A 19,971-nucleotide genomic window follows, 5' to 3' on the forward strand; every position below is an offset into this window, starting at 1 on the left:
CTCAGCTTTCTCCCAAAGCCATGCGCAGCGCAGCGGCGACGGCCTGCGCGTCATAGGCGGGCCAACGCGCCACCACGTGATGATCGGGCCGGATAAGGTATACTGCGGTGGGCGCGTCGCCCAGATACCGCTCTGCCAGGATGCCCTTGGCCGCGATTTCGCGACCTTCGACTGTCAGTCCTTCGCAATCGATCTGCGCAGGCACGGCAGTGTTCAGACCCAGCAACGTAAATCCACGCCCCAGATCGTCGAGCAGGAAGCCATCGCCCAGCGGCGCATCCGGACAGGGCGCACCGGCGCGCGACCGGGCCGGCCCGCCCAGCACATCGGGGCCAAACCCAGGCAGGTCGTCATAGATGCAAGGCACGCTCAACCGCCCGGAATTCACCATCGGACGCGCGAACGGAAACCTGCTGGCCAGATCAAGCACGGCATTGCGGAACGTATGGCTGATCGCCGATTTCGGCGTCAGGAAATCGGTGGACCGGGTGGAGTTGAGGATGTTCTCATCTGCCGCCATCACCCGTTCGTGGTCATAGCCGTCCATGATCGTATCGGCCGCGCGCCCGCGCAGCACCAGATCAAGCCGCCAGGCAAGGTTCTCTGCGTCCTGAATACCGGAATTGGCGCCGCGCGCCCCGAAAGGGGAGACCTGATGCGCGCTGTCTCCGGCAAAAAGGACCCGGCCATGGGTGAACTTTTCCATGCGTCGGCACTGGAACGTGTAGATCGAACACCAATCCAGCTCGTAGCCCACATCCGGCCCTAGCATCGCATCGACGCGCGCGCGGATGCTTTCTTCTTTCAATTCCTTGTCGCGGTCGATGTCCCAGCCAAGCTGGAAGTCGATGCGCCAGATATCGTCGGGCTGTTTGTGCAGCAGCGCAGACGCGCCGGATTTGAACCACGGTTCAAACCAGAACCAGCGTTCGGTCGGGAAATCGGCGGTCATTTTGACGTCAGCGATCAGGAAGTTATCCTCGAACACGCGCCCCTCAAAGCCCAGCCCCATCATGTCCCGAATGGGCGAGCGCGCCCCGTCACAGGCGATCAGCCAGTCGGCTTCGATCGTGTAGGGGCCATCGGGGGTCATCACCTCCAGCGTGACATGGTCGTCATGCGCCGTGACTGCATCCACGCGGTTCTTGCCCCGCACCTCGATCTGCGCGCCCTCCGCATTGGCGCGCTCGATCGCTTCGTGCAGGAATTTCTCGAAATGGATCTGGCTGAGGTTGATAAAGGCCGGATAGCGGTGACCGTCCTCGGGCAGCAGGTCGAACTCGAAGATTTCGTCGCGGTCATGGAACACGCGTCCCTTTTGCCAGACCACCCCCTTGTCGAGCATCGCCTGGCCGGCCCCAAGCCTATGGCAAATTTCCAGCGTCCGCTTGGAAAAGCAGATCGCGCGGGAGCCAGTGCCGACACCTTCGTGATCGTCCAGCACCACAACCGGATGACCCCGCAGCCCAAGGTCCAGCGCCGTCGCCAACCCGATCGCCCCACCCCCGGCGATAACAACCGGGTGCCTTGCGATGGCCGCGCCGTCCTGATCGGCGGATTTGCGGTACGGATAGAGCGTATATGCGAGCGGATAGCGGTCGCGGATCGGTGCATTCATGTGTGCGGGCCTCCCTTCCCTGTCAGTCGATCAGCCTTGCAGGGCCTCCCACATCTTCATGTCCCGCTCTGCGGTCCAGATGCGCGGCGTGTCGATGTCGAGCGCTTCGTCATAGGCGCGGGCGACATTGAAGGGCAGGCAGTGTTCGTAGATGGCGTAGTCCGAGAATTTCGGATCGCATTCCGCGCGCACCGCGTCCCATGCCTCTTTCAGCGAGCCACCACGTAGCGCGACGCGGGCCGCGGGCCGGTAGGTGGAGCGCACGAAATCGGCAGTGGAATCGATGGCGGCGTTCACCATCTTGGAACCGATCAGCGCATCGCCGCGCCCGGGGGCGATGGCATCAAGATCGAATTTACGGATGTTTTCCAGCGTGCCGGGCCAATCGTGGAAATGACCGTCGCCGCAATAGCAGGCAGAGTGGTATTCGACGATATCGCCGGTGAACATCACATTGGCGTCGGGCACATAGATCACCGCGTCCCCCGCCGTATGGGCACGGCCCAGCTGCATGATATCGACACGCCGCTTGCCGAGGTAGACTGACATGCGGCCATTGAAGGTGGTGGTGGGCCATGTGAGGCCGGGGATGCTTTCATGTCCTTCGAACAGGCGGGGGAAGCGCTGGAATTCGCTGTCCCAGTCCTCTTGCCCGCGTTCGGCGACCATCGCCCGGGCTTTTTCCGACATGATGACTTGCGGTGCACCGAACGCGGATGCGCCCAGCACGCGGACAGCGTGGTAGTGGGTCAGCACCACATGGGTGATCGGCTTGTCGGTGACTTCGCGCACCTTTTCGATGACCTTGCCCGCCAGACGCGGGGTGGCCTGCGCCTCGACGATCATCACGCTGTCGTCGCCAATGATGACGCCGGAATTGGGGTCGCCTTCGGCGGTGAAGGCCCAGAGGCCGGGGCCGACTTCTTCGAAGGTGATGTTCTTTTCGGTCATGTCGCCCTGAGAAGCGAAAGCTTTAGCCATGGGTCCGGGTCCTGTCGTTGGAATTTGAGTATTTGGGGAACAATGAAGGGTCAGGTTGCGTAGGGGTCCGGGCCTGCGGGCAGGAGTTTACCGGTACAGTCGCCGAAACCGATACGGTAGCCATCGCCGGTGGCGTGGCCATGCAGGCTGAGCGTGTCGCCGTCTTCGATGAAGCTGCGGCTTTGGCCTGCAACGTCGAAGGGTTCCTTGCCGCCCCAGCTGAGTTCCAGCAGCGCGCCGCGGTTTTCGCGGTTCGGGCCCGAGATGGTGCCGGAGCCTAGCAGGTCGCCCACGCGCATCGGGCATCCCGAGGTGCTGTGGTGGGCAAGTTGCTGCGCCGAGGAGTAGTACATTTCCTTGTAGTTCGTCGTGGCGATTGTGACCGGGTCTGCCCCTTCGGGGGCGAGCGAGACGCTGAGATCGATGTCGTAGAGCATCGGCCCTGTATCGCGTAGGTGGGGCAGCAGCTCTACTTCACGTTCGGGCGTGGGGCAGCGGAACGGGTCCAGCGCGGCTTTGGTGACGATCCAGGGGGAGATGGAGGTGGCCGTGGCCTTGGCCTGGAACGGGCCGAGCGGTTGGTATTCCCACGCCTGGATGTCACGCGCGGACCAGTCGTTCAGCAAGACATAGCCGAAGATGTTTGCGTCGGCCTGATCGACGGTGATCGGGCCATCGGAGTCGACGCCGACGATTGCGCCCATTTCCAGTTCGATGTCGAAGCGTTCGGACGGGCCCCAGCGCGGAACGGTGTCGTTTGGCCCTTTGAGTTGGCCCCATGGGCGGCGGATATCGGTGCCGGAGACAACGACCGAGGACGCACGGCCGTTATAGCCGATGGGGATGTGCAGCCAGTTCGGAGGCAAGGCGTTTTCCGGGCCGCGAAACATGATGCCGACATTGGTGGCGTGGTGTTTGCCGGCATAGAAATCGGTGTATTCGCTGACCACGAATGGCATATGCATCACCGCTTGCGCTTGCGGCACCAGCAGAGGCGCGACGCTGTCCTGCTCGGGCGCGCCATCGGACAGCAGTGCCTTGAGCCGGGCGCGCAGGGCCGCCCAGACTGGCGGGCCCATTTGCATCAGATCGTTCCAGTAGGGCACGTCGAACAGCGGCTCGTCATCCAGCGTGATCAGGCCCTGCTCTTCCGCCTCTGTCACGTCGAGGATCATGTCCCCGATCGCCACCCCGCAGCGCGGCTCTGCCTCGCCGACGGAAAACACCCCGTAGGGCAGGTTATTGAGAGGGAATGGCGTTGCGCTGCTGTTGGCCGATGCGACCCAGCTTTTCTCTAGTGGCATGATGTCTCCCTGTCTGGGGCTGGCGATCCACCACCGCCCCCGCGCGTTGAGCGTAGGGTAGGCTTCAGCCTACCCCCGTCGTTATTTCCGTCCCGGCGTGCCGTCGAATTTCTTCTCCAGATCCGCCCAGCAGTCGACATAGTTGTCCTGAAGGGGCGCTTCCTTCGCGGCGAATTCCGTCAGGTGCTGCGGGAAACGGGTTTCGAACATGAAGGACATGGTGTTCTCCAGCTTCTGCGGCCCCAGATTGGAATAGGACGCCTTTTCGAAGGCTTCGCGGTCCGGTCCGTGGGGGATCATCATGTTGTGCAGGCTGACGCCGCCGGGCACGAAGCCCTGCGGTTTGGCGTCATACTGGCCATAGATGTTGCCCATCAGCTCGGACATTATGTTCTTGTGATACCATGGCGGGCGGAAGGAATCTTCGGCCACCAGCCAGCGGTCACGGAACAGCACAAAGTCGATATTCGCGGTTCCCGGTGCGCCCGAGGGCGCTGTCAGCACCGTAAAGATCGACGGGTCGGGGTGGTCGAACAGGATTGCGCCCACGGGGCAATAGGCCTTCAGATCGTATTTGCACGGCGCGTAATTGCCATGCCATGCCACGATGTCGAGCGGGGAGTGCCCGATCCATGTTTCGTGGAACTGGCCGCACCATTTGACCGTGACCTTGGACCGCGCGTCGCGGTCTTCAAACGCGGCGACGGGTGTCTTGAAGTCGCGCGGGTTGGCAAGGCAGTTCGCTCCGATCGGGCCTCGGTCCGGCAATTGGAATTTCTGGCCGTAATTCTCGCAGACGAAGCCACGGCATGGCCCGTCGATCACTTCGACCCGGTAGACCAGCCCGCGTGGCAGGATCGCGATTTCCTGCGGTTCGAGTTCGATAATGCCGAGTTCGGTCACGAACCGCATCCGACCATCCTGCGGCACGACAAGCAGCTCGCTATCGGCGCTATAGAAATACTCGTCCACCATGGATTGCGTGACCAGATAGACATGGGTCGCCATGCCGACCTGCGTGTTCACATCGCCCGCCGTGGTCATGGTGCGCATCCCGGTCAGCCAATTCAGCCCCTCGTCGGAATGTGGCACCGGATCCCAGCGGTATTGGCCAAGACTGATGACGTCCTCGATCACATGCGGCGCGCTTTTCCAGTACGGCATGTCGATCTTTTCAAAGCGATGCGTGTGCTTGACCGAAGGCCGGATGCGATAGCACCAGGTGCGTTCCGGCTTTGGTTGCGTGAAGGCCGACCCGGAGAGTTGTTCGGCGTAAAGCCCGTATTCGCAGCGCTGAGGGGAGTTCATTCCCTGCGGCAGCGCACCGGGCAGCGCCTCTGTCTCGAAATCATTGGCCCAGCCGGGCATGTAGCCGGGCACCGTGCCAACCGGCGTCTCTGCCATGGTCAACGGCGGAGTATGCGTCAGGTCTTTCATGGGCTTGTCTCCTCTGTCGTCACTGGCGTATTAGTTGAAAATGTAACTAACAACCCTTTTCGACAAGTTTTCCATGACTGGCGACGCTGATTTCGACCTGACGACCTTCCTGCCTTACCTGCTGAATCAAGCGGCTGAGAGGCTGAGCCTTGAGTTCCAGCAGACCTACAAGGTGAAGTATGGGATGCTGCGCACCGAGTGGCGCGTGCTGTTCCATCTTGGCCGCTATGGAGAGATGACGGCGAAGCAGATTTGCGACCGCGCCGGGCTGCACAAGACCAAGGTCAGCCGCGCTGTCACCGCGCTGGAAAAGAAGCGCTTTCTGATCCGCTCTGAGATGGCCGGGGATCGGCGGCATTCAGCCTTGGCCCTGACGAAATCCGGGCGCGCCGCATTCGAAGACCTGTGCCGCGATGCGCAGGCCTTTGATGCGCAGATCCGCGCCAGCTTGCCGGATGGCGAGGCCCAATTGCTGGAACGTGGACTGATGCGGCTTGCGGGGCTAGCGCAAGACTGATTTTACAGGCGCGACGGCAAGGGGACCCAAATGCAAGACCGCGACCGCGAAGCGATGGAGGCGTTGACCCGTGAGGTGCAGCGCCTGAATGAGCATACATTCATCCGCATCCATAACTCGATCTGGCGGCTGATCGGCTATTCCTTCCTGCGCGGACTGGCAATCGGTCTGGGCACGGTCATGGGCGCAACGGTTCTGGTGTCGCTGCTGGCATGGTGGGCCAGCCAGTTCTCTTTCGTGCCGGTGCTGGGCGATTGGCTGAACCAGATCGTACAGGAAATGAACACGGGCCGTTGATCGCAGCGTCAGGCGCTGAACGCATCCGCGCGCAGGATTTGCACCCCGGCGATACGCCACCCGTCCGGCGTGGGCTGCATCAGATATTCCAGCACGAACACCCGGCCATTCCGATCGACGATCTGTACATCCTGAAAGGTCTGGCCGTTCTCTTCGCGCAGGTCGAGATAGGTAATATCGGCCGGACGCCAGACCATCGGATAGCCTTGCGTGACCATGCGGCCAAAGTTCTCCGGCGTGCGGAAGATGCGTTGAATGTTGGTGTGGGCGAACCCGAACGCGGTCCCGAAATCATCTGCCCGAAAGGCGTCGATCTGGGCCGAAATCGTACCCTGAATCTCCGCGTCCTGCGCGCCTGATTGTGAGGGCGCCAAAAGGACGGACAGGACCATCAGGGCTGACAGGATCAGGATACGCATTAGGCCTACCTCCGGAACGTTGGTGTTCAGGAGGTAGCGCAAGTTGCGATGCCGGCAAATCCGGGTGGATTTTGGCTGGCTGCGGGACGGTGGGCGGGGCGAATTGCCCCAAAGGGCAAGAGCGCCGTCAGCCGGCCAATTCGCCCGCCAGCCCCTTGTCGATCAGTGCGATGGATTCCTCTACGCCATACAGCGCGATGAAGCCCCCAAAGCGCGGGCCCTGATCGGCTCCCAGCAGCACCTGATACAGCGCCTTGAACCAATCCCGCAGCGGGTCGAACCGATCGCGGCCCACCGCATAGACGATGGATTGCAGCGTTTCGTCATCCGTCGCGCCGTCATGTGCGGCCAGCGCATCGCGCAGCGCGGTCAGCGCCTCGCGCTCGGCATCGCTTGGCAGGCGGTAGGTTTTCGCGGGTTTCACGAAGTCATTGTAATACCGCACGGCAAACCCGGCGGCCTGATCCAGATCGGGATGCGATTGCGCAGTGGCATCGGGCGCGTAGCGGCGGATGAAGCCCCACAGCGTTTCCTTGTCCTCTGCCCCCGACACGCTGGCGAGGTTCAAGAGCATACCGAACGGCACCAGCAGCGTGCTTTCCGGAACGTCCCCGCCATGGATATGCCAGACCGGGTTGTTCAGCTTTTGTGTGTCGTCCTGTCCCGGGAAGGCCCGCAATTGCTGGTGATATTCATCCACCGCCTTCGGGATCACGTCGAAGAACATGCGTTTGGCGGTCTTCGGCTTCTGGTACATGAAATAGGACAGGCTTTCCGACGAGGCATAGGTCAGCCATTCATCGATGCTGACGCCATTGCCCGACGACTTGGAGATTTTCTGCCCGTTCTCGTCGAGGAACAACTCATAGGTGAAATGCTCCGGCTTTTTCCAGCCGAGGATTTCACAGATGCGGTCGTAGATCGGCGTGTTGGTCGAATGGTCCTTGCCATACATCTCAAAGTCGACGCCCAGCGCTGCCCAGCGCGCGCCGAAATCCGGCTTCCATTGCAGTTTTACGTTGCCGCCGGTGATCGGCAGGGTCATTTCCTGTCCGGTTTCGTCATCAAAGGTGATCGTGCCCTCTTTGGCATTCACCTCTTTCATCGGCACATACAGCACGCGCCCGGTGTCCGGGTGGATCGGCAGGAAGATCGAATAGGTCTGCTGACGTTCCTCACGGAGCGATTTCAGCATCACTTTCATGATGTCGTCGTATTTTTCCGCCGCGCGCAGCAGCACCTCATCGAATTGGCCCGATTGGTAGAACTCCGTCGCCGAATAGAATTCGTACTCGAACCCGAAGGTATCAAGGAACCGGCGCAGCATCGCGTTGTTGTGGTGGCCAAAGCTTTCGAACTGCTCGAACGGGTCGGGCACCGATGTCAGCGGCTTTTGCAGGTGCTCTTGCAGCATCTCCGGGTTCGGAACATTGCCCGGCACCTTGCGCATCCCGTCCAGATCGTCCGAAAAACAGATCAGCTTGGTCGGGATGTCCGAGATCGTCTCGAACGCCTTGCGCACCATGCTGGTTCGCGCCACCTCGCCGAAGGTGCCGATATGGGGCAGGCCGGAGGGGCCATAGCCGGTTTCGAACAGAACATAGCCCTTTTCGGGCGGCGCTTTCTCGTACCGTTTGAGAACCGCACGCGCCGCTTCGAAAGGCCACGCCTTGCTTGTCATTGCCGCATCGCGCATCGTGCTCATCTCATTCTCCTAAAGACTCGGGCCCGGCTTCGCGCCCAAAACGCCGACACTCCCTATTGTGCCACCTGCGCCGGGTCAATAACTAGGGGCACGACCGCAAGGACAAGGAGCGATCATGCAAAACGAAGTTCACGCCCTCAGCCCGCAGGACTGCCTTCTGGCCCTGATGATTGCTGTCTCTGCCTCCGACGCGGATATTCGCACTGCGGAATTGGTCAAGATCGAGTCCGCCGTGAACCTGCTGCCGATCTTCGGTGGCTATGACGAGGATCGGCTGAAAGTGGTCATGCAGATCGTGTTCGATCTGTTCGAGCAGGAAGACGGCCTTGATGCGCTGTTCGGCCTGATCCGCGAACATTTGCCCGAGCGGCTGAATGAAACCGCCTATGCGCTGGCCTGCGATGTCGCCGCCGCCGATGGGCAGCTGCAAGAGGCCGAACTGCGCCTTCTGGAAGAAATCCGCTACGAGCTGAATATCGACCGGCTGCATGCGGCGGCCATCGAACGCGGCGCACGGGCCCGTCACACGACCCTGTAATACTCAGCGGGGCCTGTCACCGGAGAGGCTGCCGCCGCTCGGCTTCAGGACCCGTAAAGTACCGCCCAACGCTCAATCAGTGCCTGTTGCAAGGCTTTCGACCGCGCGTTCCAGGACCGCGCGCCTTCCGGCGCTTCGCGGTTGGCGCGGGGAATACGGGCGCGCGCCTGCTCGTCGGCGGTGAAAATGGCAAAGGCCAGTTCGCGGCCATCCGGCGCAGTCATATAGCCCGCCAGCGTCGAAACGAAGTTGAGCGTTCCGGTCTTGGCATCGACCCGGACCGGATGAGTCGCTTGAGGCCGTCCATTACCGTCGCGCATCGGGATCTGTTTCAACAACGCACGAAAGCCGTTCCCGCGCATCCGCACCAGCGCGGCGCACATGTCCTGTGCCGTCATGGCGGACTCGTCGCCCAGCCCCGAATGATCCACCAGCCGGACATCCGACATGCCCAACTGCTCTGCCGCCCAGCGGTTCATCACCTGCGCAGACGCCTGCAGGTCTGCGGGGTGCCCTGACCGGCGGATCGTTGCGGCAAGGCCGACCATCTCTGCCGTCAGGTTGTTGGAGTATTTCAGCATGTCGCGCAGGATGTCCTGCAAGGGCGCGCTGCGCTTGGCGGCGATCAGACGACCGGCAGGCAGCGTATCGATGATGCGTGCGGCGGGCAGCTTGATCCCGTGGCTGCGGGCCATCGTGCGAAACACGTCCCCCGCATAGAGCCCCGGCAACCGAACGGGCAACCACCGCGCACCACCTTTGCCCAGCGCCTTGCGCGCCACGGTCCATTCGTCGCGTTCGGGCGTGCTGGCATAGGTATAGATCGGCAAGGATCGCGACACGATCTGCATCCGCGCCGTCGCCACATCCGGGCGGTATTCGGCGGTCCGGGCATCCATTGTCACCGAATACCCGTTCTGCCCGCGCCGCCATTCGAAGTGGACGCGGTTGAAATTCAACGCAATCCCGGACACCGCAGGGTTATAGCCGACGTGATCGGGTTGATCCGGGTCGATCCGCTCTACCCGCGGCAGGGCGGCGTCCCAGACAAGGAACTTGCCGCGAAGCTCGTGGATGCCCATGGCTTTGACCTCTGCCGCCAGATTAGCCAGATCGGTACTGTCCAGCGTCGGATCCCCGCCACCGGCCAAGACCAGATCGCCATCCAGAATGCCATCCGTCACCGGACCCGTCGCGATGACCTTCGTGGAAAACCGGTGATCCGCCCCCAAAATGTCCAGCGCATAGAGCGCCGTGACTGCTTTGGTCACACTGGCAGGCGGCGTGCCCTTCTGCGGATTGAGGCTTTCCAGCCCGGCCCCGCTGTCCAGATCGACGACCGCAAAGCTGACCGTCCCCCCCAGGCGCGCCTTGGCGATGATCGCCTCTGCCGCCGGGGTGGCACGCTTGTGGAACCCGCTGGGGCGCGGAAATGGGCGCAGCGATACGGCGGGCGCTTTCGCAAGCGCCCCGCTGGCAAGTCCAGAACTGGCAGCGGCCAGAAACAACCGCCGAGACATCCCCTTCGTCATGGGCCGAGAATATGCACGGCTCTTGCGCGCGAACAACTGTTCAATTGTCGCAAGTTGTTGAAGTGTTGCAGGGGTTTGGGGGCGTACCCCAAGGCGTGCGCAAACTGAACCTGCCAGAAGCGCGGGAAAGGCGGCCTAGCGTGTCCAGTTGCCCTTTTCGCGAATCTCGGTCGAACTCAGATCGACCATCGGCACATTGACAAAGCACCACGCGGGAGCTGTCGCCTGCCCCAACAGCTGCGAGGCCCGCCCGGTAATCCGGTAGGGCCGGTACAGCTGCGCCGCGCGGCTTCGCCGTGCCCCCAAGCGCAAGCCCGGGCGTGCCAGCACCCCGACGGGAACGTTTTCCATGATCCAGTGCCAATCCTGCCAAAGATGCAGCTGCGCAAGGTTGTCTGCCCCCATCAGCCAGACGAATCGCACACCGGGATAGGCCGCCTTCAGCCCCGCCAGCGTTTCAGCCGTATAGCGCGTGCCAAGCTGCGCCTCGATATCGGTGACCTCCACATCCGGGTGCTTCATCACCTCGCGCGCATGGGCAAGCCTGCGATCCATCGGCGCGGGGCCTTCTTCTTTCAGCGGATTGCCGGGGCTGACCAGCCACCAGACGCGATCCAGTCCGAAGCGCTTCATCGCCTCCCGCGTGATATGTGCATGCCCAGCATGGGCCGGGTCGAACGATCCGCCCAAAAGGCCAATAATCTGGCCCGGGCGGGCGAATGGAAGCTGATACCTCATGCGCGCAAGAGAAGGCGCAATTTCAGGCACTTGTCAAACATCGCGCGGCGCGGCCCCGGCCCGCTGCATTTCCCGCCTTGCGCGAAGGTACGGAATTCCGCCATTGCCTCACCTGTTGCGTGCAATCACTCTCGATCCACGGTCCGCGTGAGTACGGATTCATTTCAACGAACCACTTTTTCCATTTCGTCCAGCGCTGTCGTCGTTCGGCAGGCCATCGCGCCGCGTTCATGACAGTGCTGGACTATTGGCGCCCCGCCCCGGCAACCGCTTTGCCGCCGTGCGAACCCGGCTGCCCCCAAGCCCCGCAAATCTGCCTGTCTGACGCGGTGTCCGTTCTGACATTGCCCGTTCCCGCGCTGCCCGTTATCAAGCGGCAACAATTTCGACATTCCAGTATCGGAGCCCTCATATGGCAGCCTATCAATACGTCTATCACATGGACGGTGTCTCCAAGACCTATCCCGGCGGCAAAAAGACCTTCGAGGACATCCGCCTGTCCTTCCTGCCCGGCGTGAAGATCGGCGTTGTCGGCGTCAACGGCGCGGGCAAATCGACCCTGATGAAGATCATGGCCGGACTCGACAAGGATTTCACAGGCGAAGCCTGGGCCGCCGAAGGTGCGAAGGTCGGCTATCTCCCGCAGGAGCCGAAGCTCGACGAGTCGCTGAACGTGCGCGACAACGTGATGCTTGGCGTGGCTGAAAAGAAGGCCAAGCTGGATCGGTTCAACGAACTGGCGATGAACTATTCCGACGAAACCGCCGATGAGATGGCCGCGCTTCAGGACGAAATCGACAGCCAGAACCTTTGGGATCTCGATAGCCAGATCGACGTGGCCATGGAAGCGCTGCGGTGCCCGCCTGATGACGCGATGCCAGAAAACCTGTCGGGAGGGGAACGCCGCCGGGTTGCGCTGTGCAAACTGCTGCTCGAAGCGCCGGACATGCTGCTGCTGGACGAGCCGACCAACCACCTTGATGCGGAAACCATCGCGTGGCTGCAACAACACCTGATCGACTACAAAGGTACGATCCTGATCGTTACCCACGACCGCTATTTCCTGGATGACATCACCGGCTGGATTCTCGAACTCGACCGGGGGCGCGGTATTCCCTACGAGGGCAATTACTCCGCCTGGCTGGAACAGAAGGCCAAGCGACTGGAGCAGGAAGCGCGCGAGGACAAATCCCGCCAGAAGACGCTGGAACGCGAACTGGAATGGATGCGGCAAGGGGCCAAGGCGCGTCAGGCCAAATCCAAGGCGCGGATCAACGCCTATAACGATCTGGCCCAGCAATCCGAACGGGAAAAGCTGGCCCGTGCGCAAATCGTCATTCCCAACGGCCCGCGTCTTGGCGGCAAGGTGATTGAGGTGAACGGCCTGCGCAAAGCCATGGGCGACAAGCTATTGATCGAAGACCTGACTTTCGCCCTGCCCCCCGGCGGCATCGTTGGCGTGATCGGTCCCAACGGCGCGGGTAAATCGACCCTGTTCAAGATGCTCACCGGGCAGGAACAACCCGACGCGGGCACGATCGAATATGGCGACACGGTCAAGCTGTCCTATGTGGACCAGTCGCGCGACGATCTGAACGATGGCGATACCGTATGGCAAGCCATCACCGGCGGCGCTGAAGTGATCCAGCTGGGCGACGCGCAGATGAACTCCCGCGCGTATTGCTCTGCCTTCAACTTCAAAGGCGGCGACCAGCAAAAGCCGGTCAACCTGCTGTCCGGCGGTGAACGCAACCGCGTTCACATGGCGCGCCTGTTGAAGGACGGCGGCAACGTGCTGTTGCTGGACGAACCGACCAACGATCTGGATGTGGAAACCCTGCGGGCCTTGGAAGACGCGCTGGTAGATTTCGCAGGCTGCGCGGTGGTCATTTCGCACGACCGTTTCTTCCTTGACCGGATCTGTACCCATATTCTGGCGTTCGAGGGCGAAGCCCACGTGGAATGGTTCGAAGGCAACTTCGAGGATTACGAAGAAGACAAGAAACGCCGCCTTGGCGACGTGGAACCGACCCGGATGAAGCACAAGAAGTTCACCCGGTAACACAGCCTTCCGCGCACGCGAGACACATCGCGTGCGCGGCCTATACGCCGGGCATTATCCTATCCGGTCGATACATCCTGACGCTCAGCCAATCACCGCCCAAACTGGCTCTTTCGCCGATTGTCCTTGCTTTCCGCTGCGTCCGCCCCCATATCCGCCTTGCTACGTTATTCTTTTTCGACCCACTGTCTCCCTTCAAACCGGCTTCAGTCTATCGATCCAGACCGACCACGCCGGGATGCCGCAACGACGCGGGCATCGTTCAAAACAGGAGACCACGGATATGGCCAATGGCACCGTGAAATGGTTCAACACCACTAAAGGCTTCGGCTTCATCGCACCGGAAACGGGCGGCAAAGACGTTTTCGTTCACATCAGCGCGGTTGAGCGCGCAGGTCTGACCGGTCTTTCGGACAACCAAAAAGTGACGTTCGACGTTGAAGCAGGCCGTGACGGCCGCGAAAGCGCGACGAACCTCGCACTCGCGTAAGTGATCCGGCGGGTGCGCAAGCTTTGTGCGCCCGCCACTCAAGTCTCTCAGGCTTCTTAACTAACGCGGGAATTCCTTGCGCCGACTCGGTCAGTCTGCCATCATTTACGCGCTACGTTTTGCTACTTCGACCTGTCTCCTCCACGGCGTTCAGTCTTCGAATTCAGACCAAACGACGCCGGTCCGTCGCATAGTGCGGGCGGAAAACTCAAGGAGATCATCACATGCCGACTGGCACAGTGAAATGGTTTAACACCACCAAAGGCTACGGCTTTATTGCACCCGACGAAGGCGGCAAGGACGTGTTCGTGCACATTTCCGCCGTTGAACGCGCGGGGCTGACCGGCCTTCAAGACAACCAGAAGGTCAAGTACGAGCTTCAGGCGGGCCGCGACGGACGCGAAAGCGCCGATCAGCTCGAAATCGTCTGATTCCCAGTTTTTTGGCTTCGGGCCTTTGTTAAGACGGCCCGGGGCCAGCTTTACACACCATTAAGACTTTTCCGTCAGACTACTCCACGTATTTCAGGAGAATAGTCATGGCGTTGATCACCATCGTTTTAGCATGCGCCCTTGGGGCGGTGGCAGGGGGCACCCATGTGGCCTTTGGCGGGACGTGGTGGCAGGGCCTTATGATCTATGCCGGGTTTTCCACCATCCTTCCGACATTCGTGATCCTCTCTGCCGTCGTCAGCGAGGCGTTCATCATGCGCCGTCCCAGCGCCGATCCCGCCGCGGATCTGGAACAATGGCACGACTGGCAGATGGAAGAAGAAGCCCGCGCGGAGCGCGGCAATTTGCAAGAGGCACCCGCCCCCGTCCGCAAAACCGCCTAAGACGCCCTGGCATCCCGCAAAAACGAGAAAGGGGCGCATAGCACGCCCCCTTCCCCTGTCGCCTGCTCAAACAGCGCTTAGTTCAGCGCTTTGTCCGTGATTGCATGTGTCCACGCACCTTCCGGCTCTTTCGTGATCACCGGGTCGGAACCGCCCGCCAGCAGCGAAGAGACCGTGCGCTCATAGTCGCCCGTGTCCAGCGCGCCGTTGGAGCCGGAGGTCAGCTTGGCAATCTCGCCCATCATGCGGGTCTGATGGCCTTCGGTCTGGGCGCCGGTCTCGTCATAGTCGAGAACGATCATTGCCGCGTCTTCGGGGTTCTCTTCGGCCCATTTCCAGCCCTTCATCGACGCGCGCACGAAGCGCACCATCTTGTCTTCGAAAGCCGGGTCGGCAAGGTTCTCTTCCAGCACGTACAGCCCGTCTTCCAGCGTCGCCACGCCCTGATCTTCATACTTGAAGGTCACAAGCTCTTCCGGCGTCAGACCCGCGTCGATCACCTGCCAATACTCGTTGTAGGTCATGGTGGAGATACAGGCCGCCTGCCCGTTCACCAGCGGATCGACGTTGAAGCCCTGCTTGAGCACTTCGACACCCTCGGCGGAGCCGTCCGTCGGGATTTCCAGCTGGCTCATCCAGGACAGGAAGGGGAATTCGTTGCCAAAGAACCAGACACCCAGCGTCTTGCCCTTGAAATCTTCGACAGAGGACACGCCCGCGTCTTTCCGGCAGGTCAGCATCATGCCCGACGATTTGAACGGCTGCGCGATATTCACCATCGGCAGGCCTTTCTCGCGCGCGGCAAGCGCAGCGGGCATCCATTCGACAGTCACATCCGCGCCGCCCCCGGCCAGAACCTGTGTCGGCGCAATATCAGGGCCGCCCGGCTTGATGGTGACGTTCAGGTCTTCTGCTTCGTAGAAGCCTTGGTCGAGCGCCACGTAATATCCCGCGAATTGCGCCTGCGTGACCCATTTGAGTTGCAGTGTCACGTCGTCGGCTGCAAGCGCAGCGCCGGCCAACAGGGACATCGCGCCCGCTAGGTAGGTTGTCTTCAGTGTCATGTTACTCTCCATGTTGACGTTTTTGTCATTGTCGTTGTGAGGGGTGCCAGAAGGTGAACCGGGCCTCCAGCCAGGACACCACCCCATAAAATGCCGTACCCACAATCGCGGCGACGGCAATTTCGGCCCAGACCAAGTCGATTGACAAGCTTCCGACGCCGGTCGAGATGCGGAACCCCATCCCCCGCGTCGGTGAGCCAAAATATTCAGCAACGATCGCGCCGATCAGGGCGAGCGTTGTCGCGATTTTCAATCCGTTGAAGATGAACGGCAGGGCCGCGGGCAATCGCAGCTTGAGCAGTGTCTGAGGGTAGCTCGCCGCATAAGTGCGCATCAGATCCCGGCTCATCGCATCGGACTGGCCAAGGCCCTGCACCGTGTTCACGAGGATCGGGAAGAAGACCATGACCACGACCACCGCGGCTTTGGACTGCCAGTCAAAGCCGAACCAGTTCACCAAGATCGGCGCGATCCCGACAATGGGCAACGCCGCGACGAAGTTGCCGATGGGCAGCAACCCACGGGTCAGGAACACGGACCGGTCAATCAGAATCGCCGTACAGAAGGCCGCCAACGCCCCGATAACGTATCCGCGCAAAGCGCCCTTCAAGACGGTCTGCTGAAAATCTTGCCATAGGATATCCGTCGAATTGGCGAATGTTTGCGCGACAGCAGAGGGCGGCGGCAGGATCACCGGCGACACACCAAAGGCGCGCACCAGCCCCTCCCACAGAACCAGAAGGGTGACCCCGAACAGCAGCGGAACCGCCAGCCGGACTCCAAGCCGTTCTGACCAAGGCGAATTGGCCAAGGCGACATTGCCGGCCCAGGCACAGGCCCAGAAAACAAGCGCGCCGGCCAGCCACATCATGTCGCCATCCCCATACGTCGAAGGGTTACCCGTTGGGCCACATCCAGCAAGGTAACAAGCACGCCAGCCAGGATTGCAGCGGCAAACAGCGCCGACCAGATCGCCAGCGGTGCGCCGAACTGATCCCCGATCAGAATACGTGCCCCCAGCCCAGAGATCGCACCCGTCGGCAATTCACCGACGATGGTGCCAACCAACGCCGCCGCGATGCCCACCTTCAGCGAAGTGAACAGGTAAGGAACCGAGGCGGGAAGCCGTAGCTTGAGGAAAGTCTGCAGCCCTGTCGCGTTATAGGTCTTGAGCAAATCCAATTGCGACGGGCCCGGCGACCTCAAGCCCTTCACCATGCCAACAAGCACAGGGAAAAAGCACAAATAGGCGGAGATAATCGCCTTCGGCAAACCGCGCCCCTCAACCCCGATCTGCGACGTGAGCACGATGATCATCGGCGCAAGGGCAACGATGGGCACCGTTTGACTGATAATGGCCCAAGGCATCAAACTCATATCCGCAACGCGGCTATAAACAATCGCAACGGCTCCGATGATCCCAACGGCCGTCCCCAGAAAGAACCCCCACAGCGTCGATTGTAACGTGATCCACCCGTGATAGATCAAGGACCGCTTGGACCAAGCGCGCCCGCGCATCACCATCTTGCCGGTGGTCTTCCAAAGTTCCTCCCCAACTTGCACCGGCGTCGGCAATCGCGGCCGTTCAAGCGCGTAACCTTCGGAAACAAACGCAGTGTTCTGTGCCATAAGGCGCCACACGGATGTCTGGCGACGCTGCACTGCTCCTTCCGGAACAATCTCGGCCCCCGCACGCTCCGCTTGATTCAACGCCACACGAATGTTCATGGGCGCGACGGCCAGATACCAAAGGCCAACAATAACTGCGAGAACAGTCAGGACCGGCGCCACAGACCTCATGACGCGGCCCATCCCCCTTCATTGTTCTGCAAATACTCATTCCGCTGCGCCAATCGCTGGCGAAGTTTCTTGAGTATTTTAGGAACAATGAAAGGATTATGCGGTCTGTTCGTCCTGCGGTACAGGCTGGAGAGCCGATGACCGTGAACGATGAAGGGGGTCGCCGCGCCCTTAAACGCAATGCGGTTCGGTGGCAGGGGGCGAGCGAAGAGCGTCCTCTGCGCCGGTGAATGGCGGTCAGTCATAGGAATGCCCCGCGCGCAGGCCTTCGCGCACCCGGTGCGCGACTTCAAGAAATTCAGGGGTGTCGCGGATATCCAGTGGACGTTCCTTCGGGAGCGGGCTTTCGATCACGTCAGTGATCCGGCCAGGCCGCGGCGACATGACGACGATCTTGGTAGAAAGGTAGACCGCTTCGGGGATGGAGTGCGTCACAAAGCCAATGGTTTTGCCGGTCCGATCCCACAGGTTCAGGAGTTGTTCGTTCAGGTGATCGCGGACGATTTCATCCAGCGCACCGAAAGGTTCGTCCATAAGCAGGATATCGGCGTCGAAGGCGAGCGCGCGGGCGATGGAGGCGCGTTGCTGCATGCCGCCGGAGAGTTGCCAAGGGAATTTCTTTTCAAACCCGGCGAGGTCCACCAGTTCCAGTGTCTTTTCGACACGCTCCGCCTGTGCGGCCTTATCGTAACCCATGATTTCCAATGGCAGACGAATATTGCCGCCGATGGTCCGCCACGGGTACAGCCCCGCCGCCTGGAAGACGTAACCATAGGCGCGGTTCAGCCGTGCTTCGCGGGGCGAGACTCCGTTGACGGTGATTGTGCCACCGGTGGGCTGCTCAAGGTCCGCCATGACCCGGAGGAAGGTGGTCTTGCCGCAGCCGGACGGGCCGATGAAGGAAACAAAATCGCCTTGATCGATGTCGAGGTTCACACCTTTCAGTGCATGGACCGGACCGTCATTCGTCTGGAATGTCAGGTCGAGATTGTTGGCAGATATGATCGTATTCATTTTGTATTTCTTGATCTTGCAGGGTGCCGCATGTCTGGAAACTGCGGCTTGATCCACCAGTCGGTCATGCGAGTCGCGGCCCCGGGAAAGGCGTTGTCGAGGCCGCGGCTGTTGTCTGTTTTCCGTGCATCAGGCTCTCGTCACACACCGGTGGCCGGGATGCCGGTCCGTTCCACCGGGCGCGGGGCGGTCAGGTCTTTCCACGTGGAAAGCGCCTTGTTCACTGTGCCGTTGGGTTCGCGGGCGACAAACTTGCCGTGGCCCTCTTGCGTCCGGATTTCACCGTCATGCACCGCCACGTGACCACGGGTCAGGGTGAAGCGCGGCAGGCCTTTGACGTGCTTGCCCTCAAAGACGTTGTAATCAATTGACGATTGCTGCGACGCGGCCGTGATCGTCTTTTCCTTCTTCGGATCCCACACCACGATATCCGCATCCGCGCCGACGAGGATTGCGCCCTTCTTCGGGTAGCAGTTGAGGATTTTCGCGATATTGGTGGAGGTCACAGCGACGAATTCGTTCGGGGTCAGGCGCCCGGTTTCCACACCGTGGGTCCAAAGCATCGGCAAACGGTCTTCGAGCCCGCCCGTACCGTTGGGGATCTTTGAGAAATCACCAACGCCATAGCGTTTCTGTTCGGTTGTAAAGGCGCAGTGGTCGGTGGCCACAACGCTGAGCGTGCCCGATTGCAGCCCGGCCCAAAGCGAATCTTGATGTTTCTTGTTGCGGAACGGCGGCGACATCACTCGGCGTGCGGCGTGGTCCCAATCCGCGTTGAAATACTCGCTTTCGTCCAGCGTCAGGTGCTGGATCAGCGGCTCGCCCCAGACGCGCTTGCCTTGCATCTTGGCGCGACGGATCGCTTCGTGGGCTTCCTCGCAAGAGGTATGCACCACATACAGAGGCACACCTGCCATATCCGCGATCATGATGGCGCGGTTGGTGGCCTCGCCCTCCACTTGGGAGGGGCGGGAATAGGCATGGCCTTCGGGCCCGCTATTGCCTTCGGCGAGCAGTTTCGCGGTCAGCTCTGCCACCACATCACCGTTTTCCGCGTGGACCATGGCAATCGCGCCGAGCTCAGACAAGCGATTGAACGAGGCAAAGAGTTCGTCGTCATTCACCATCAGCGCGCCCTTATAGGCGAGGAAGTGCTTGAACGTGTTGATGCCCTTTTCCTGCACGATGGTCTGCATGTCGTTAAAGACCTGCTCCCCCCACCATGTCACGGCCATGTGGAAGGAGTAATCGCAATTGGCGCGGGTGGATTTGTTATCCCACCGCTTGGCCGCGTCCATCAGGCTTTCGCCCTGATTGGGCAGGCAGAAATCGACCACCATCGTGGTGCCGCCCGCCAGTCCGGCGCGGGTGCCGGATTCGAAATCGTCGCTGGAATAGGTGCCCATGAACGGCATTTCCAAGTGCACATGCGGGTCGATGCCGCCGGGCATGACATAGCAGCCGGTCGCGTCGAGTTCCTCGTCGCCCTTCAGGCCCTTGCCGATTTCAATGATCTGACCGCCATCGATCAGAACATCCGCCTCATAGGTCAGATCCGCAGTGACGATGGTTCCGTTCTTGATGACTTTGGTCATTCCTTGCCCCGTATCTTAATAATGA

Annotated in this window: 20 protein-coding genes; 7 read left to right on the top strand and 13 right to left on the bottom strand. The window is 61.0% G+C overall.

The window, feature by feature from the left end; genetic code table 11:
• Position 1 precedes the first annotated feature (1 nt).
• From E4Z66_RS15310 to hmgA, 4 genes are all read right to left on the bottom strand, one after another.
• Positions 2–1,618, bottom strand: coding sequence for an FAD-dependent oxidoreductase (locus E4Z66_RS15310; protein ID WP_136463926.1), 1,617 nt, complete (start codon positions 1,616–1,618; stop codon positions 2–4).
• 30 nt (positions 1,619–1,648) lie between these two features.
• Positions 1,649–2,599 carry an MBL fold metallo-hydrolase gene (locus E4Z66_RS15315; RefSeq protein ID WP_136463927.1) on the bottom strand — a complete coding sequence of 317 codons (951 nt, stop codon included), beginning with the start codon at positions 2,597–2,599 and terminating at the stop codon, positions 1,649–1,651.
• Positions 2,600–2,649: 50 nt separating this feature from the next.
• Positions 2,650–3,903, bottom strand: coding sequence for a fumarylacetoacetase (gene fahA, locus E4Z66_RS15320; protein WP_136463928.1), 1,254 nt, complete (start codon positions 3,901–3,903; stop codon positions 2,650–2,652).
• Positions 3,904–3,984: 81 nt separating this feature from the next.
• Complete coding sequence (hmgA, locus tag E4Z66_RS15325; protein WP_136463929.1) at positions 3,985–5,340, bottom strand: homogentisate 1,2-dioxygenase; 1,356 nt, start codon at positions 5,338–5,340, stop codon at positions 3,985–3,987.
• A 73-nt stretch (positions 5,341–5,413) separates the two neighbouring features.
• Here hmgA and E4Z66_RS15330 point away from each other — a divergent pair, with 73 nt between their 5' ends.
• The gene (locus E4Z66_RS15330; protein WP_136463930.1) at positions 5,414–5,857 is read left to right on the top strand and encodes a MarR family winged helix-turn-helix transcriptional regulator; all 444 of its coding nucleotides are present in this window, start codon (positions 5,414–5,416) and stop codon (positions 5,855–5,857) included.
• Positions 5,858–5,887: 30 nt separating this feature from the next.
• Entirely contained in the window at positions 5,888–6,154 is a 267-nt protein-coding gene (locus E4Z66_RS15335) for a DUF5665 domain-containing protein (RefSeq protein ID WP_136463931.1), read from the top strand.
• 8 nt (positions 6,155–6,162) lie between these two features.
• On the opposite strand, the gene E4Z66_RS15340 is transcribed toward E4Z66_RS15335, so the two are convergent.
• Positions 6,163–6,573 carry a DUF4864 domain-containing protein gene (locus E4Z66_RS15340; protein WP_136463932.1) on the bottom strand — a complete coding sequence of 137 codons (411 nt, stop codon included), beginning with the start codon at positions 6,571–6,573 and terminating at the stop codon, positions 6,163–6,165.
• A gap of 127 nt (positions 6,574–6,700) precedes the next feature.
• Positions 6,701–8,278 (bottom strand): lysine--tRNA ligase, encoded by a 1,578-nt coding sequence (locus E4Z66_RS15345; protein WP_136463933.1) that lies wholly within the window; start codon positions 8,276–8,278, stop codon positions 6,701–6,703.
• A gap of 115 nt (positions 8,279–8,393) precedes the next feature.
• On the opposite strand from E4Z66_RS15345, the gene E4Z66_RS15350 reads away from it, so the two are divergent.
• Entirely contained in the window at positions 8,394–8,816 is a 423-nt protein-coding gene (locus E4Z66_RS15350; protein WP_136463934.1) for a tellurite resistance TerB family protein, read from the top strand.
• Between the two features lie 44 nt (positions 8,817–8,860).
• On the opposite strand, the gene dacB is transcribed toward E4Z66_RS15350, so the two are convergent.
• Both dacB and E4Z66_RS15360 read right to left on the bottom strand, forming a co-directional pair.
• A complete protein-coding gene (gene dacB / locus E4Z66_RS15355) occupies positions 8,861–10,336 on the bottom strand; it encodes a D-alanyl-D-alanine carboxypeptidase/D-alanyl-D-alanine endopeptidase (RefSeq protein ID WP_342773457.1) in 1,476 nt (491 codons plus the stop codon).
• A gap of 147 nt (positions 10,337–10,483) precedes the next feature.
• Positions 10,484–11,086, bottom strand: coding sequence for a nicotinate-nucleotide adenylyltransferase (locus E4Z66_RS15360; RefSeq protein ID WP_136463936.1), 603 nt, complete (start codon positions 11,084–11,086; stop codon positions 10,484–10,486).
• 412 nt (positions 11,087–11,498) lie between these two features.
• Here E4Z66_RS15360 and ettA point away from each other — a divergent pair, with 412 nt between their 5' ends.
• The 4 genes from ettA (at position 11,499) to E4Z66_RS15380 (ending at position 14,473) form a co-directional block, all read left to right on the top strand.
• Positions 11,499–13,148, top strand: coding sequence for an energy-dependent translational throttle protein EttA (ettA, locus tag E4Z66_RS15365; protein ID WP_136463937.1), 1,650 nt, complete (start codon positions 11,499–11,501; stop codon positions 13,146–13,148).
• 283 nt (positions 13,149–13,431) lie between these two features.
• Entirely contained in the window at positions 13,432–13,638 is a 207-nt protein-coding gene (locus tag E4Z66_RS15370) for a cold-shock protein (RefSeq protein ID WP_136463938.1), read from the top strand.
• A gap of 224 nt (positions 13,639–13,862) precedes the next feature.
• Positions 13,863–14,069, top strand: coding sequence for a cold-shock protein (locus E4Z66_RS15375; RefSeq protein ID WP_136463939.1), 207 nt, complete (start codon positions 13,863–13,865; stop codon positions 14,067–14,069).
• 107 nt (positions 14,070–14,176) lie between these two features.
• Positions 14,177–14,473: a hypothetical protein gene (locus E4Z66_RS15380; RefSeq protein WP_136463940.1), complete on the top strand. Its 297-nt coding sequence runs from the start codon at positions 14,177–14,179 to the stop codon at positions 14,471–14,473.
• Positions 14,474–14,550: 77 nt separating this feature from the next.
• On the opposite strand, the gene E4Z66_RS15385 is transcribed toward E4Z66_RS15380, so the two are convergent.
• The 5 genes from E4Z66_RS15385 to hydA form a co-directional block, all read right to left on the bottom strand.
• A complete protein-coding gene (locus tag E4Z66_RS15385) occupies positions 14,551–15,537 on the bottom strand; it encodes an ABC transporter substrate-binding protein (protein ID WP_136463941.1) in 987 nt (328 codons plus the stop codon).
• 25 nt (positions 15,538–15,562) lie between these two features.
• Positions 15,563–16,408 carry an ABC transporter permease gene (locus E4Z66_RS15390; RefSeq protein ID WP_136463942.1) on the bottom strand — a complete coding sequence of 282 codons (846 nt, stop codon included), beginning with the start codon at positions 16,406–16,408 and terminating at the stop codon, positions 15,563–15,565.
• Positions 16,405–17,337, bottom strand: a complete 933-nt coding sequence (locus E4Z66_RS15395) for an ABC transporter permease (protein WP_136463943.1) — start codon at positions 17,335–17,337, stop codon at positions 16,405–16,407. The genes E4Z66_RS15390 and E4Z66_RS15395 overlap by 4 nt, the downstream gene beginning before the upstream one ends.
• A 237-nt stretch (positions 17,338–17,574) precedes the next feature.
• The gene (locus E4Z66_RS15400) at positions 17,575–18,351 is read right to left on the bottom strand and encodes an ABC transporter ATP-binding protein (RefSeq protein ID WP_136463944.1); all 777 of its coding nucleotides are present in this window, start codon (positions 18,349–18,351) and stop codon (positions 17,575–17,577) included.
• Positions 18,352–18,491: 140 nt separating this feature from the next.
• A complete protein-coding gene (hydA, locus tag E4Z66_RS15405) occupies positions 18,492–19,946 on the bottom strand; it encodes a dihydropyrimidinase (protein WP_136463945.1) in 1,455 nt (484 codons plus the stop codon).
• Between the last annotated feature and the right edge of the window lie 25 nt (positions 19,947–19,971).

It is taken from the genome of Aliishimia ponticola (assembly GCF_004803475.1).
In the GTDB taxonomy this organism is placed as follows: domain Bacteria; phylum Pseudomonadota; class Alphaproteobacteria; order Rhodobacterales; family Rhodobacteraceae; genus Aliishimia; species Aliishimia ponticola.

Bases quoted from the DNA above. Each gene is read 5' to 3' on its own strand.
- E4Z66_RS15390 (WP_136463942.1), bottom strand. From the start codon at position 16,408: ATGATGTGGCTGGCCGGCGCGCTTGTTTTCTGGGCCTGTGCCTGGGCC.
- E4Z66_RS15330 (WP_136463930.1), top strand. From the start codon at position 5,414: ATGACTGGCGACGCTGATTTCGACCTGACGACCTTCCTGCCTTACCTG.
- E4Z66_RS15370 (WP_136463938.1), top strand. From the start codon at position 13,432: ATGGCCAATGGCACCGTGAAATGGTTCAACACCACTAAAGGCTTCGGC.
- E4Z66_RS15345 (WP_136463933.1), bottom strand. From the start codon at position 8,278: ATGAGCACGATGCGCGATGCGGCAATGACAAGCAAGGCGTGGCCTTTC.
- E4Z66_RS15395 (WP_136463943.1), bottom strand. From the start codon at position 17,337: ATGAGGTCTGTGGCGCCGGTCCTGACTGTTCTCGCAGTTATTGTTGGC.
- E4Z66_RS15380 (WP_136463940.1), top strand. From the start codon at position 14,177: ATGGCGTTGATCACCATCGTTTTAGCATGCGCCCTTGGGGCGGTGGCA.
- E4Z66_RS15385 (WP_136463941.1), bottom strand. From the start codon at position 15,537: ATGACACTGAAGACAACCTACCTAGCGGGCGCGATGTCCCTGTTGGCC.
- ettA (WP_136463937.1), top strand. From the start codon at position 11,499: ATGGCAGCCTATCAATACGTCTATCACATGGACGGTGTCTCCAAGACC.
- E4Z66_RS15400 (WP_136463944.1), bottom strand. From the start codon at position 18,351: ATGAATACGATCATATCTGCCAACAATCTCGACCTGACATTCCAGACG.
- E4Z66_RS15360 (WP_136463936.1), bottom strand. From the start codon at position 11,086: ATGAGGTATCAGCTTCCATTCGCCCGCCCGGGCCAGATTATTGGCCTT.
- fahA (WP_136463928.1), bottom strand. From the start codon at position 3,903: ATGCCACTAGAGAAAAGCTGGGTCGCATCGGCCAACAGCAGCGCAACG.
- E4Z66_RS15335 (WP_136463931.1), top strand. From the start codon at position 5,888: ATGCAAGACCGCGACCGCGAAGCGATGGAGGCGTTGACCCGTGAGGTG.
- E4Z66_RS15375 (WP_136463939.1), top strand. From the start codon at position 13,863: ATGCCGACTGGCACAGTGAAATGGTTTAACACCACCAAAGGCTACGGC.
- E4Z66_RS15310 (WP_136463926.1), bottom strand. From the start codon at position 1,618: ATGAATGCACCGATCCGCGACCGCTATCCGCTCGCATATACGCTCTAT.
- hydA (WP_136463945.1), bottom strand. From the start codon at position 19,946: ATGACCAAAGTCATCAAGAACGGAACCATCGTCACTGCGGATCTGACC.
- E4Z66_RS15350 (WP_136463934.1), top strand. From the start codon at position 8,394: ATGCAAAACGAAGTTCACGCCCTCAGCCCGCAGGACTGCCTTCTGGCC.
- E4Z66_RS15340 (WP_136463932.1), bottom strand. From the start codon at position 6,573: ATGCGTATCCTGATCCTGTCAGCCCTGATGGTCCTGTCCGTCCTTTTG.
- hmgA (WP_136463929.1), bottom strand. From the start codon at position 5,340: ATGAAAGACCTGACGCATACTCCGCCGTTGACCATGGCAGAGACGCCG.
- dacB (WP_342773457.1), bottom strand. From the start codon at position 10,336: ATGTCTCGGCGGTTGTTTCTGGCCGCTGCCAGTTCTGGACTTGCCAGC.
- E4Z66_RS15315 (WP_136463927.1), bottom strand. From the start codon at position 2,599: ATGGCTAAAGCTTTCGCTTCTCAGGGCGACATGACCGAAAAGAACATC.